The sequence below is a fragment of the Sphingomonas sp. UV9 genome (assembly GCF_004101245.1).
GTDB lineage: Bacteria > Pseudomonadota > Alphaproteobacteria > Sphingomonadales > Sphingomonadaceae > Sphingomonas.
Genome location: NZ_SCIN01000001.1, coordinates 904,700 through 918,220, shown reverse-complemented (window position 1 = coordinate 918,220; position 13,521 = coordinate 904,700). Strand labels below are relative to the sequence as shown.

The 13,521-nt window shown below is 65.8% G+C and carries 8 protein-coding genes; 5 read left to right on the top strand and 3 right to left on the bottom strand.

From position 1 onward, the window contains the following. Window positions 1-109: 109 nt before the first annotated feature. The 3 genes from EQZ23_RS03950 to EQZ23_RS03940 all read left to right on the top strand — a co-directional run bounded on the left by EQZ23_RS03950 (window position 110) and on the right by EQZ23_RS03940 (window position 3,429). The gene (locus EQZ23_RS03950; protein WP_128453120.1) at window positions 110-1,084 is read left to right on the top strand and encodes a quinone oxidoreductase; all 975 of its coding nucleotides are present in this window, start codon (window positions 110-112) and stop codon (window positions 1,082-1,084) included. Between the two features lie 327 nt (window positions 1,085-1,411). Beyond that, window positions 1,412-2,092: a response regulator transcription factor gene (locus EQZ23_RS03945; RefSeq protein ID WP_206364154.1), complete on the top strand. Its 681-nt coding sequence runs from the start codon at window positions 1,412-1,414 to the stop codon at window positions 2,090-2,092. Next, window positions 2,092-3,429 carry an ATP-binding protein gene (locus tag EQZ23_RS03940; RefSeq protein WP_128453119.1) on the top strand — a complete coding sequence of 446 codons (1,338 nt, stop codon included), beginning with the start codon at window positions 2,092-2,094 and terminating at the stop codon, window positions 3,427-3,429. Before EQZ23_RS03945 ends, EQZ23_RS03940 begins: the two co-directional genes overlap by 1 nt. Before the next feature lie 77 nt (window positions 3,430-3,506). Here EQZ23_RS03940 and EQZ23_RS03935 read toward each other — a convergent pair whose 3' ends face one another. Beyond that, complete coding sequence (locus EQZ23_RS03935; protein WP_128453118.1) at window positions 3,507-6,032, bottom strand: TonB-dependent receptor; 2,526 nt, start codon at window positions 6,030-6,032, stop codon at window positions 3,507-3,509. A 250-nt stretch (window positions 6,033-6,282) separates the two neighbouring features. Between EQZ23_RS03935 and EQZ23_RS03930 the strand changes: the two genes are divergently transcribed. Both EQZ23_RS03930 and EQZ23_RS03925 read left to right on the top strand, forming a co-directional pair. Continuing rightward, entirely contained in the window at window positions 6,283-9,375 is a 3,093-nt protein-coding gene (locus tag EQZ23_RS03930; protein WP_128453117.1) for a TonB-dependent receptor, read from the top strand. Then, entirely contained in the window at window positions 9,375-10,397 is a 1,023-nt protein-coding gene (locus EQZ23_RS03925; RefSeq protein WP_128453116.1) for a phytase, read from the top strand. Before EQZ23_RS03930 ends, EQZ23_RS03925 begins: the two co-directional genes overlap by 1 nt. Before the next feature lie 6 nt (window positions 10,398-10,403). Here EQZ23_RS03925 and EQZ23_RS03920 read toward each other — a convergent pair whose 3' ends face one another. Then, window positions 10,404-11,738 carry an AarF/ABC1/UbiB kinase family protein gene (locus tag EQZ23_RS03920; RefSeq protein WP_128453115.1) on the bottom strand — a complete coding sequence of 445 codons (1,335 nt, stop codon included), beginning with the start codon at window positions 11,736-11,738 and terminating at the stop codon, window positions 10,404-10,406. 316 nt (window positions 11,739-12,054) lie between these two features. After that, complete coding sequence (gene glnA / locus EQZ23_RS03915; RefSeq protein WP_128453114.1) at window positions 12,055-13,467, bottom strand: type I glutamate--ammonia ligase; 1,413 nt, start codon at window positions 13,465-13,467, stop codon at window positions 12,055-12,057. Window positions 13,468-13,521 lie beyond the last annotated feature (54 nt).

The window sequence follows — 13,521 nt, the reverse complement described above, 5'->3', positions numbered from 1 at the left end:
CGCATCGTGTTGCTACGATTTATCCGGCGAAGGGATGGGCTCGCCGTCGATCGGTTGCAACCCGAAACGCGTCCGGTAGGGTGACCGCAAATTTCATCAGGAGGCCGGCATGGCAAGAGTGGCATTCATCGAGAAGACCGGCGGCCCCGAGGTGATCCAGTGGCGCGACGTCGAGTTGCCGCCGCCCGGCAAGGGCGAGGTCTGGATGCGCAACACCGCGGTCGGGCTGAACTATATCGACACGTACCACCGCGGCGGCGTCTACCCGGTCGACCTGCCCTCGGGGCTCGGCAGCGAGGCGGCGGGCGTCGTGATGGCGGTCGGCGAGGGCGTAACCGACTTTGCGCCCGGCGACCGGGTCGGCACCTTCGGTCCGTCGCGCGGCGCCTATGCGACCGAGCGCAACGTGCCCGCCAAGGACCTCTTCCGCCTGCCCGATTCGCTCGACGATCGCACCGCTGCGGCGATGCTGCTCAAGGGCTGCACCGCCGAGTTCCTGGTCGAGCGCTGCGCCAAGGTGCAGGCAGGCCAGACCGTCCTGGTCCACGCCGCCGCCGGCGGAGTCGGCCATATCCTCGTCGGCTGGCTGAAGGCGATCGGCGCCACCGTCATCGCCAGCGTCGGTAGCGAGGACAAGGCCGAGCGGACGCGCAAGGCGGGGGCGGATCACGTCATCCTCCACAAGTCCGAAGACATCGCCGCGCGGGTACGCGAAATCACCGATGGCAAGGGCGTGCCGATCGTCCTCGACGGCGTTGGCGGCGCGACGTGGGCCGCCTCGCTCGACAGTGCGGCCCGGCGCGGGCTGATCGTCAGCTACGGCAACGCCGGCGGAGTCGTCGACGGCGTCAACATCGGCGTCCTGGCGCGGAAAGGTTCGCTGTTCGTCACCCGCCCGACGCTGTTCGACTATTACGTCACGCCGGACGAGCGGAAGGCCGGCATCGCCCGCCTGTTTGCGATGATCGAGACCGGCGCGATCACCCCCGAGATCGGCCAGACCTTCGCGCTCGAAGACGCGGTCGAAGCACATCGCGCGATCGAGAGCGGGGCGACGTCCGGCAGCACGCTGCTGCTGCCTTAGTCCGGGCGCAGCTCACTAAATAAGATTGGTTCACGCGAAGCCTGTCCTGAGCGGAGCCGAAGGGGCACGAATTAGTTTTGCTCGCGCGGAGACGCGGAGACGCGGAGACGCGGAGACGCGGAGGTGTCTCGATCTGTGCGGCCGTACCGTCCAGTATCCGAACGTGGATGATGAAGGGGACCGTTGGTCCCGTTTGCGACTCTCCGCGTCTCCGCGTCTCCGCGCGAACCCATTCTTCTGACCTCTTCGCGCCTTCGCGTGAATCCATGCTACGCTGCCGCTTCAAAGCGCAACGATAGCGCAAGCGCTTGCCCGAGTGAGACGACGATGAGCCTGAACCTGTTGCTGGTCGAGGACGATGCGGTGTTCGCGCAGACGCTGGCCGAGGAACTCCGCGGGCTCGATCACAACGTCACGGTCGCGGTCGACGGGCGCGAGGCGCTGGCGGCGGTCGACAGCGCGTCGTTCGATGCGGTGGTGCTCGACCGGATGCTCCCGAAGATCGACGGCATGTCCGTACTCGAACGGCTGCGTGGCGGTAACATGACGCTGCCGGTGATCATGCTCACCGCGCTCGGCCGCTCGGTCGAGAAGATCGAGGGGTTGCAGGCTGGGGCCGACGATTACGTCGTCAAGCCGGTCGGCGCGGAGGAACTCAGCGCGCGCCTTGGTGCCATCGTCCGCGGGCGCGGCTGGATTGGTGGCAGTGCCGACACGATCAGCGCAGGCGACATCGTCGTCAGCCCGACCAAGTTCCGCGCATGGCGCGACGGGATCGCGCTCGATCTCGGCAAGCTCGAGTTCAAACTGCTCGCCGAGTTCGTCGCCAATGCCGATGCGGTGCTGACTCGCGCCATGCTGGTCGAGCGGGTCTGGGGGTATGACTTCGCGCCGACCACCAACATCGTCGACGTCTATGTCCGCCACCTCCGCGTCAAGCTGACTGCGGCGGGGGGCGAGGATCCGATCCTGACGGTGCGCGGCGTCGGTTACATGCTGCGCGGCTGATGCGGTTCCGCTCGCTGCGCGCACTGACGGCAGCGTTCCTGCTCACGTTCGTCGTTGCCACCCTGGGCACCGGTTACGCGATCCATGCGGTCACGGTGCGAACGATCGAGCGGCTGGTCGACCGCCGTATCCTCGTCGTGAACGACGACGTGGCGGGGCTGCCCGGCGACCGGCGAGCGGCCGACATCGTTCGCCGGATCGATGCCGCGATCCGCCAGCGCGATACCGGCGATATCGGCTTCCTGTTGCTCGACGCTCAGGGCAACCGACTTGGCGGCAACATCACGCTGCCGCGCCGCCTGCCGCTGGGCTTTTCGACGATCGAGCGCGAGGACCGCATCGCGGGACTGTCCGAAGGGCGCGCGCTGGTGCGCGACATCGGCAACGGGATGACGTTGACCACGATCGCGGAGACCGAGCCGTTCGACGATTATAACGCCGCTCGGCTGCGCATCTACGTGATCGGCTTCGGCTCGATCCTGTTGATCGTCCTCAGCGGGCTGGTCTTTCTCGTCGTGACGATCGGCCGGCGCATGCGACTGGTGCGGCGCACGGTCGAGGCGATCATCGACGGGGACATGACGCGGCGCGTGCCGGTCGATCGGTCGGGCAGCGAGTTCGCGCAACAGGCGTTCGCGTTCAATCGCATGCTCGACCGGATTGCCGATTTGATGGCGAGCATCAGCAACGTTTCCAATGACATCGCGCACGATCTTCGCACGCCGCTTGCACGATTGCGGAGCCACCTGGCGGTGGCTTTGCGGCGGGTCGACGACAAGGCGCAACGCGACGATCTCGAAACCGCGATCGCGATGAGCGACGCGTTGCTCGAGATGTTCGCGGCGATGCTGCGGATCGCGGAGATCGAAGGCGGGGATCGCCGCGCCGCGTTCGTACGCATGGACCTTGCCAGTCTCGCGGACGAGATCGCCACGATGATGCACCCCGTCGTCGTCGACAGCGGGCGGACGCTCGTCGTCGGCGGCTTCGCACGGTCCACGATCGTCGGGGATCGCCAGTTGCTGGGGCAGGTCCTCGTCAACCTGATCGAGAACGCGATCCGCCATACCCCGCCCGGCACCCGAATCGAGATCGATGTCGAGACAACCACGGCGACCGCCTGCCTGATCGTTGCCGATGACGGTCCCGGTATCCTGCCAGAGTATCGCGGCACGGCGCTGCGCCGGTTCGGCCGCCTCGACCCGAGCCGTCACGACCAGGGCCAGGGCTTGGGGCTTTCGCTCGTCGAGGCGATCGTCCGCCTGCATCGCGGTACGATGGTACTGGAAGACGCAAAGCCCGGTCTGCGCGTCGTCATCACGGTCCCGCTCGCCTGACAGGCGACCCCCTGAACGAAGAAACCCGGACAGGCGTGGCGCCTGCCCGGGTCCGTCGTCTCACATGTTGCGGTCGATCAGAACTTGACCGATGCCTCCATGCCGTACGTCCGCGGCGCGTTGAAATTGCCGTAGTCGCCGAGAACGTTGCTGATGCTGCCCGACGTGGTGCTTGTCGTCGGCGAGCCCGGCAGGCTGTTCGACGGGTCGCGACGGAACACATACTGCTTGTCGAACAGGTTCCGCACCCAGGCGGAGATCGTCACCTTGTTCGCGTCGCTCACCGGAATGTTGGCCAGCGCGACGCGCGCGTTGGCGATGAACGCCGGATCGTTCTTGGTCGCGAACTGATCGAAGGTCTGCGTCGCCTGCGAATAGTTGCCGTCGAGGTGGAACTTCAGGTCCAGATCGCCGATCGGCATCGTGTAGTCGATCGATCCGTTGGCGGCGTTGCGCGGCGTGAACACGATGTAGAAGTTCTGGTACACGCCGGTCGACGCGATCAGCACCGGCGGGATCTTCGTATAGGTATAGGCATAGCCCGCGGTCAGCGTCAGGCCGGTGACCGGCTGTACCGTCAGATCGGCCTCGATCCCGCGGATCTTGGTGATGCCGGGGGCATTGATCGTGACTAGGTTGTTGAAGCTCCCCGTCGACGTGGTCTGGATCGAGCTGATGTCGACCTGGCTGTTCTTGCGATCCATGATGTAGCCGGCAAGGTTCAGACGCGCGCGGTGGTTCCAGAAATCGGTTTTCGCGCCGATCTCGTACGACTTCACGTCCTCGGGATTGAACGTCTGGTAGTTCGAGGTGCGCGAGCTTGCACCACCGGCGCGGTAGCCGGTCGCGTATTTGGCATAGACATGGACCGAGTCGCTGGCGTCGTAGGCCAGCGTCGCCATCGGATTGAACCGGTTCCAGCTGGCATCGAGCGGCGCATAGCCGGCCGCCGTCAACTGGGCCGGGGTTGCCGTGTCGTAGTTCAGGTTGCGCGAATAATGGAGCACGCCCTGCTTCTCGTCATGCGTGTAGCGGCCGCCGGCGGTCAGATGAATCCGGTCGGTCGCGTTCCACGTGGCTTGGCCGTAGCCGGCATAGCTCTTCGAATGCACCTCGGAGGCGCGATCGATCGAACGGCAGCCGACCTGCGACCCGAACCCGCCCGAGCCGATGCAGGGATCGAGCACGGTGATGCTCGTCAGCGCCGAGTTGAACGCGAGCGAGTTCGGCGTCGCCGCGTCGTCGCTGATATGCTCGTTAAAATAATAGAGGCCGGCGACGTAATCGAGCTGGCCGACGGTGCCGACGGCCTGGAATTCCTGGCTGAACTGGTTCTGATGCAGGTCGGCAAGGCTGTAGCGGCTGAAGTTGCAGGCACTTCCCGTGCAGCCTGCGGCGACGACGGGCACGCGGTGATAGCCGCCGCTGTTGTCCCACTGCGTCGCGCTGACGCCGCGCCACGCGGTGATCGAGCGGAGTTCGATCTCGGGGGCGACGTCCCAGCGGATGTTCGACGTGTAGCCATGCGTCTTGTCGATGCTCGGCTGCTGCGGCACGCCGATATCGGCGGTCTTGGCGCGGCTGGTGCCGTTGACGACGACCTGGCTCGGCAGCGGCTTCACTGTGCCCGTCAGCTGCGTGTAGTTGGTGCCGGGCAGTTTGCAATTCGGCGACGCCGCCTGGGTGCCGGTTGCGCAGCCGTTCGGATTGTAGTTCAGCAGCTGGCTGTAGAACGGGCTGTTCGCGTCATAGCCGTTGTCGTAGCTGAAGTCGGCGGTCATGCCCGAGACCGGGTGGACGCGCGCGGTCGCCTTGAAGCCGCGGCGATCATAATAGTTGAAGCCGGTCTGGCCGGCGAGCGGGTTCTTGGTGGTCGCGCCCTGATACTGGACGACTCCGTCGAGCTTCAGCGACACGCCGTAGACTTCCGGCAGGTCGAGCCGCAGCGCGCCGTTATAGCCGCCATAATTGGCGATGCCCGCGGTCGCGCTGCCGCCCCATTTGCCGCTCGGGCCCTTGGTGACGATGCTCAGCGCCCCGCCCTCGGTGTTGCGCCCGAACAGCGTACCCTGCGGGCCTTTCAGCACTTCGATCCGGTCGACGTCGAACAGCGCCGCGTTCAGGCCGTGCTGGCGACCGAGATACACGCCGTCGATATAGATGCCGACGCCCTGTTCGCGCGCGGGCTGGTTGGCGTCGAGCGGCACGATCCCGCGGATGCCGATCGTCAGCGCCGACTGGCGCGCCTCGAACGTCGCGACGCGCAGGCTCGGCACGGCGCCGTCGGCGAGATCGTACAGGCTCTGGACGTGACGATCGGTCAGCGCCTGGCTGCTGAGCACGTTGATCGCGATCGGGGTCTTTTGCAGGTTCGTCTCGCGCTTGGTCGCGGTGACGACGATCTCGCCGAGGCCGGTCTGGTCCGCGGCCGTTGGATCGCTCGGCACGGGGTCGGGAGCGGTCGTGGCTGGCGGCGAGTCCTTGGCAGCGTTCGGGATGGCGGCGGTCGGCGTAGTGGCGGCGGCGAACGCAGGCGACGCGATCGCGACCGTCAGGGCGGCGCCGACCAGCAGCCGCAAGCGCAGGCTTGCTGAATTCAACATCGAGGAGTTCCCTTTTTCGGCACTGTTTGCCTTGAAGGGCGCGATAGGCGGCGGTCGTGGCACGTCCGTTACGATTATAAGAATCGCGTGTCCGGCGTTTTTAATGCTGGTTTAATGTCAGGCGCTGGTCCCGCGCGCGCGGAGCGGCGTGTCATGATCCTGTCACGCACGCGTAACGCCGCTGCCATTCGCAGCGTCTACCGCCCCTCCCAAGCCGGCTGGACGAAGCCGGGACACCCGGGGGCCTATCATGAAATCCAACCTGTCGCGCCGCATTCGCGGCCCTGTTCTCGCGCACGCCTTGCTCGCCGGGTGCGCCCTTGCTCCGTTGACCCTCGCCACCGCGCATGCCGACCCGATCGGCGCGATCCCAATCGGCGCAAATCCGGTCGCTGCTCCACGTGCGCCAGGTGCGATCACCGGCACCGTGTCGCAGGCGGGCAGTGGCGAGTATCTCGATGGCGCCTCAGTCTCGATCCCCGCACTCGACCTGTCGACCGTGGTCGACCGCACCGGACGGTTCTCGTTGGTGGGCGTCCCCGCCGGCACGCACGAACTCGCGATCCGCTATGTCGGCTTCCCCGATGCGCGCCGGACCGTGACGGTCGCCGATGCACCGGTAACGCTCGACGTCGCGATGAGCGCGGCCGTTGGCACGGATGGCGTAGGCGCAGGCGAGGGGGCCGAGATCGTCGTCTCAGGCTCGCGCCCGATCGCGGAGTCCGAAGCCGCCGCGCTCCAGATCCAGCGAACGAGCCCGTCGCTCGTCTCGGTCATCGCGTCGGATTCGATCGGTCGTCTGCCCGATCAGAACGTCGCGCAGGCGGTCAGCCGCTTGCCCGGCGTCGGCGTCCAGCGCGACCAGGGCCAGGCGCGCTACATCACGCTACGTGGCGCCCCGATCAACTGGACCACGCTGTCGATCGACGGCATCAACGTCGTCAGTCCCGAAGGTCGCGACGCCCGGTTCGATTCGATCCCGTCGGCGATCGCCTCGCAGATCGTCGTGCGCAAGGCGGTAACCCCCGACATGACGGGCGAGACTATCGCCGGCAATGTCGACATCATCACGCGCTCGGCGTTCGATTATCCGGGCATGAAGGTGCAGGCCAAGGGTGGCCTCGGCCATGTCGAGCTGGGCAAGAAGACCGAATATGAGGGCTCGCTCGTCGTGTCCGACCGGATCGACACCGGGATCGGCGAGTTCGGGATCGTCTCGTCCGCGAGCCTGTATCGCCGCGGCATGGTCACCGACAATTTCGAGACCGATTTCGAAGCGGTCAAGGAAGACAAGCGGCCCGGCTATCAGACGCGCAACTGGGCGCGCGAGACCGAGAACAAGCTGTATCGCCTGACGCGGAAGAACTACTCGCTGTCGACCCGGCTCGACTGGCGCCCGGCGCCCGGTCACAAGCTGTTCGCGGAGACGATCTACTCAGCGTTCGCGGACGACGAGCAGCGCAACAACTACATCTTCGATCTCGACGATCAGCAGTCGCGTGCGCCGACCGGCAGCGCCGCCTGCACCGTCAACGCCCGGCCCGCATCGGGTACGACCGGCTATGCCGACGTCTGCACCGGCAACACGCCGCTGCTCGGCACGGTCTACGGCGTCGATCTCAACGCGAACTTCACGGTGCGCAAATACAAGCAGTCGGTGTTCACCAACACGATCGGCGGCGACCACGAACTCGGCGAATGGAAGGTCGCATGGCGCGGCAATTTCACCCGCTCGATCGACGATCGTACGCAGCCGGCGCAGCTGAACTACGAGAGCCCGAGCTTCGCGAACGCCACCAACCGGCTCACCGTCGGCTATGCCCTGACCGATCCGCAGCTGGCGAAGGTCCAGCTGTTTCGCACGGTCCGCAACGCCGACGGGACGTTCTCGCGCGGCGCACAGGTTACCGCGATCGAGGATTTCCCGACGTCGCTGACCCGCCTGCGCTCGCTGAACGCAAAGGATGTGACCGAGGCCTACACCGCCAAGCTCGACATCAGCCGCGAGGCGTCGCTGTTCGGCGCGCAGACGGTGTTCACCGCCGGCGTCCGCTATGACGATCGCACCAAGACCGCGAACGAGGATCTGCTCGACATCAATAGCGCGGCGCAGTTCGCCGCCGCGGGCATCTCCACCAACTATTCCGCGATCGCCAAGCCCGGCGGGTTCCAGGGCGAGATCCCGCTCGGCTACACCTTCCAGTATTTCGACCGCGACAAGGTGCTCGGGCTGGTCGATCAGGCCAGGAGCGTCGCCAGCTACCAGCCGGTCGACGCCAATTTCTACGAGGTCGGCGAGAGGGTCTATTCGGCCTATGCGATGGCCACGACGACGACCAACTGGGGCAGTATCGTCGGCGGCGCGCGCGTCGAGCATATCCGCAACGACGCGCGCGCCTTCTCGATCGACGCGGCGACCAGCGTAGCGACGCCGGTCGAGGCGAAGTCGAGCCAGACGCTCGTCTATCCGAGCCTTCATCTGAACTGGGACGTCAACGACCGGATGAAGGCTCGCCTGTCGTTCAACACCGGCGCGGCACGCCCCGATTACGATCAACTGCGTCCGAACCTGACCTATAACGACGCGAACCTGACCGTGTCCGGCGGCAACCCCGACGCGAAGCCCGAAAAGGCGAAGGGCGTCGATCTCTATGTCGAATATTACACGATGCCGCGCGGCTTCCTGTCGATCGGCGCCTATTACAAGGACGTCACCAACGTCCTGTTCGACTCGGTGCAGACCTTCGGCAGCACGATCCTCAACAGCGGCGGCAGCGATCGCTCGCAATATCAGTTTTCGACCGTCCTGAACGGCGGGAAGGGCTATATCATGGGGATCGAGGGCGCGATTCAGCAGCAGCTCGACCCGTTCACCGCCGATCTCGGCCTGCCGGACTGGATGGGCGGCTTCGGCGTGCAGCTCAATGCGACGATCAACAAGAGCCGCGCGGATACGCCCGGCACGGGAGATATCCCGTCGCGCAAGGTGCCGCTGCCCGGTGCATCGGACGCGATCTACAACCTGATCGGCTATTACGAGAAATACGGCTTCTCCGCGCGCGTCTCGTACCAGAACCGCTCGGCATGGCTCGATGCGATCGGGTCGGTCGCGAAGGTCGGCGATACCGTCCGCGGCGTCGACGGCGGCGATTTCTACTGGGCGAAGGACAACGAGCTGGACGCGTCGGTGCGCTACGCGATCAACGGCAATTTCGAGGTCTACGCCGATTTCGCCAACCTGCTGAATGGTCCCGGTCGCCGCTATGTCGGGACGTCGGCGTACACGATCGAGCATGAGACGTTCGGCCGGCGCTACACCGGCGGCGTGCGGGTGACGTTCTGATGCGCGCGCTTCCCTTGATCGCGGTGTTGCTAGCGGGCTGCGCGCAGACCGCGACCCCGGTTTCGGTCGAGGTCCCGGCGGTCGTCGCAACCGCCGAGACCGATCCGGTCGACACCAACGCCGATGCCGCCGACGACCCCGCGATCTGGCGCAACGCAGTCGATCCGTCGAAAAGCCTCGTCATCGGTACCGACAAGAAGGCCGGCATTCATGTCTACAGCTTGGCTGGCAAGCGACTGAGCTTCACGCCCGCCGCGCGCCTCAACAACGTCGATCTTCGCGATCGCGGCGGGCGCGTGATCGCCGCCGCCAGTGACCGCGCCGATGTGGCGACCGCGCATGTGTCGCTCTTCACGCTCGACACGGCAGCGGCAAGGCTCGTCCCGCTCGGCCGCTTCCCGGTTGGCGCGGGCGAGGCGTACGGCATGTGCCTCTGGACCCGCGCCAGCGATCACGCCCTGTTCGGCTTCATCGTGCTGAAGGATGGCCGTATCGATCAGGTCGCGATTGATCTGTCCGGCGCGTCGCCCAAGGTCACCACGGTCCGCTCGATGAAGCTCGGCACCCAGTCTGAAGGCTGTGTTGTCGACGATCGCACCGGGCAATTATATGTCGCGGAGGAAGACGTCGGCCTCTGGCGCTTCGACGCCGACCCGTCCGCAACCGTTACCGCGACGCCGATCGCCAAGGTCGACGGCAAAACGCTGGTCGCCGATGCCGAGGGCTTGGCGCTCGCGCCCGCGGGCAAGAGCGGCGGCTATCTCGTCGTGTCGAGCCAGGGCGACAACGCCTACACGCTCTACCGCCTGCCAGCGGCCACCTACGCCGGGCGTTTCCGGATAGGCGGGGGCTCGATCGATGGCACCAGCGACACCGACGGCATCGACCTGATGCTCGGCAATTTTGGCCTGGCCTACCCGGGCGGGCTGCTGGTGGCGCAGGACGGTGACAACGCCCCCGCCACGCAGAACTTCAAATATGTCAGCTGGGACGAAGTCCGGAAGGCGCTTCGGCTGCGGTAACCGTCACTATCGGACGTCCGTGCAATAGGCGGCGACCATCGCGCGGACATCGACTCGGGCCTTCAGGCGGGCCGCGAGCAGCGCGGTGCCGCTGATTTTGCGCTGGACGAACAGCGTGTCGATCGGCGGCAGGTGCCAGGTGTCGCGGTCGCGCGCGATCTCGGTGCCCTGTTCGCGCAGGACGCCGACGAACGCGCGGTCGCCAAAGTCGAACGGACCTGGTTTGGCGAGCTCTGCGAGGATCACGTCGATCATCCGGTCGACCAGCGCGCGGTGCTGGAGAACGGCTGCTTCGCCGAGGAAACCGGCGGCGATCGCGGCTTCGCGAACCGCGTCGCGGTCACCGGCGAGGGCTGCGGTGAGCAGGCGGCGATAGCCCTCGCCGGTCTCGGCGGGGAGGGGGCGGGCCGCGCCGAAATCGAGCAGGACGAGCTTTGCCGTCTCGGGCTGCCAGCGATAGTTGGCGAAGTTGGGGTCGGTCTGCATCAGCCGCCAGTCGAACAACTCGCGCAACACCAGCGAGATGAGATCGTGCATCACGCGGTCGCGAACGTCCTGCGGCGCGGTCTCCAGTGATTCGACGGGAACGCCGGTGACGAAGCTCATCGCGAGGACACGCGGCGTGGTGAGATCGGGGTATAGTTCGGGGACGACGAACTCGGGCTGGCCCACAAGCAATTCGCCATAGCGCGCCAGCATCTGCGCCTCTCGGAGGTAGTCGGCCTCCTCGTGCAGCTGCTTCTTCGCCTCGGCAAGCAACGGCGCGATATCGAGCGCCTTGGGGAGCATGCCCGATACGCGCAGCAGAGTCGCGACATTGTCGACATCGGCGTCGATGCTCTCCTTGACGCCAGGATACTGGACCTTGATCGCGAGCTCGGTGCCGTCGGGCAGACGCGCGCGGTGGACCTGGCCGATCGAGGCGGCGGCGACCGGATGCGCCTGGAAATGCGCGAACCTGCGGCGCCAGTCCTTGCCCCATTCGGCGGCGAGCATGCGGTCGAGCTGTTGCGGGGGCATGTGGTAGGCATTGTTGCGCAGCCGCGCGAGGATCGTCGCGAGCTCGGGCGGGAGCATGTCGCCCGCGTCCATCGAGATCATCTGGCCGAGTTTCATCGCCGCGCCGCGAAGATGGGAGAGCTGGTCGGCGACGCGCGTGGCGTTGGCGGGGGTTAGGAGCAGGTCGCCGATCTTGGGGCGTTCTCCGCTGGCAAGACGGCGAGCGCCTTCGGCGACGACTCCGCCAGCCACGCCGCTGGCGAGTTTGCCGAAGACGCCGAGGCGGGCGATGCGGCCGCTCGGGATCGCGCGTCCGGCGCTGTTGCCGCTGTCTTCGGTCACGGATGTTCCTTGGATTTCGGGGAGGTTTCTCGGGAGAGATATGGGTGGCGGGACCGGTCGATCAATCCGAGCCTACCTGCGAAGTTAACCGAGGCTACCCGTGTTCTCCCGCGCGGGCGGGGATCCATATCCTCGACCGCTCTGCACCGTGACCCTCCCCTTGCAGGGCAGAATTTACGTAAAAGGGGCGCCCGGATTGCTCCGGACGCCCTTGTCCAAGTCCGCGACGTGGCAAAGCCACGCCGTCGGTCGTCGCCCAAGCGACGCCGGCCGACAGCGGCTGTGCGCTTTCGCGCACCGCTGCCGGGACGGCCGCTCAGCCGCTGTAGTACATGTCATACTCGACCGGGCTAGGCGTCATCTCCCAACGCGCGACCTCGGCATACTTGATCTCGACATAGCTCTCGATCTGGTCCTTCGAGAACACGTCGCCCTTCAGCAGGAAGTCGTGATCCGCCAGCAGGCATTCGAGCGCCTCGCGGAGCGAACCCGCAACGGTCGGGACCTGCGCGAGCTCTGCCGGCGGCAGGTCGTACAGGTTCTTGTCCATCGCTTCGCCCGGATGGATCTTGTTGAGGATGCCATCCATGCCCGCCATCATCAGCGCCGCATAAGCGAGATACGGGTTGGCCAGCGCGTCCGGGAAACGCACTTCGACGCGCTTCGCCTTGGGGCCGGTGCCGTACGGGATGCGGCATGATGCCGAACGGTTGCGCGCGGAATAGGCGAGCAGCACCGGTGCTTCGTAGCCGGGGACAAGGCGCTTGTAGCTGTTGGTCGACGGGTTGGTGAACGCGTTGACCGCCTTGGCGTGCTTGATGATCCCGCCGATGAAATACAGGCACATGTCGCTGAGACCCGCATAGCCGTTGCCGGCGAACAGCGGGGTCTTGCCGTCCCAGATCGAGAAATGCGTGTGCATGCCCGAGCCGTTGTCTTCCTTGATCGGCTTGGGCATGAACGTCGCCGTCTTGCCGTACGCATGCGCAACCTGGTGGACGACGTACTTGTAGATCTGCATGCGATCCGCGGTCTGCGTCAGCGTGCCGAAGGTCAGGCCCAGCTCATGCTGTGCGGCCGCGACCTCGTGGTGATGCTTGTCGCAGGGCAGGCCCATCTCGATCATCGTCGAGACCATCTCGCCGCGGATGTCGACCGCGCTATCGACCGGCGCGACCGGGAAATAGCCGCCCTTGGCGCGCGGACGGTGGCCCATATTGCCACCCTCATATTCGCGGCCGGTGTTGCCCGGCAGTTCGATGTCGTCGATCTTGTAATAGCTGGTCGAATAGCTGTTCTCGAAGCGGACGTCGTCGAACATGAAGAATTCGGCTTCGGGGCCGACATACACGGTGTCGCCGACGCCGGTGGTCAGCAGATACGCCTCGGCGCGCTTGGCGGTCGAACGCGGATCGCGCGCGTACAGCTCGCCCGTCGACGGATCGGCGATGTCGCAGATCAGGATCATCATCGGCGTGGCCGAGAACGGATCGACGTAGACCGCGTCGAGATCGGGCTTGAGCGTCATGTCGCTCTCGTTGATCGCCTTCCAGCCCTCGATCGACGAGCCGTCGAACATCAGGCCGTCGGTCAGCTCGTCTTCGCCGATCAGGCTGGCGACCATCGTCAGATGCTGCCATTTGCCCTTGGGATCGGTGAAGCGCAGGTCGACCCACTCGATCTCCTGCTCTTTGATTATCTTCAGGACGTCGTTGGCCGAATTCGCCATGATGCTAAGCCCTCTTTCTCTAGAATTGTCGGCATAGTGCCGGAAATCATAATG

Bases quoted from the DNA above. Each gene is read 5' to 3' on its own strand.
- EQZ23_RS03950 (WP_128453120.1), top strand. From the start codon at position 110: ATGGCAAGAGTGGCATTCATCGAGAAGACCGGCGGCCCCGAGGTGATC.
- EQZ23_RS03945 (WP_206364154.1), top strand. From the start codon at position 1,412: ATGAGCCTGAACCTGTTGCTGGTCGAGGACGATGCGGTGTTCGCGCAG.
- EQZ23_RS03940 (WP_128453119.1), top strand. From the start codon at position 2,092: ATGCGGTTCCGCTCGCTGCGCGCACTGACGGCAGCGTTCCTGCTCACG.
- EQZ23_RS03935 (WP_128453118.1), bottom strand. From the start codon at position 6,032: ATGTTGAATTCAGCAAGCCTGCGCTTGCGGCTGCTGGTCGGCGCCGCC.
- EQZ23_RS03930 (WP_128453117.1), top strand. From the start codon at position 6,283: ATGAAATCCAACCTGTCGCGCCGCATTCGCGGCCCTGTTCTCGCGCAC.
- EQZ23_RS03925 (WP_128453116.1), top strand. From the start codon at position 9,375: ATGCGCGCGCTTCCCTTGATCGCGGTGTTGCTAGCGGGCTGCGCGCAG.
- glnA (WP_128453114.1), bottom strand. From the start codon at position 13,467: ATGGCGAATTCGGCCAACGACGTCCTGAAGATAATCAAAGAGCAGGAG.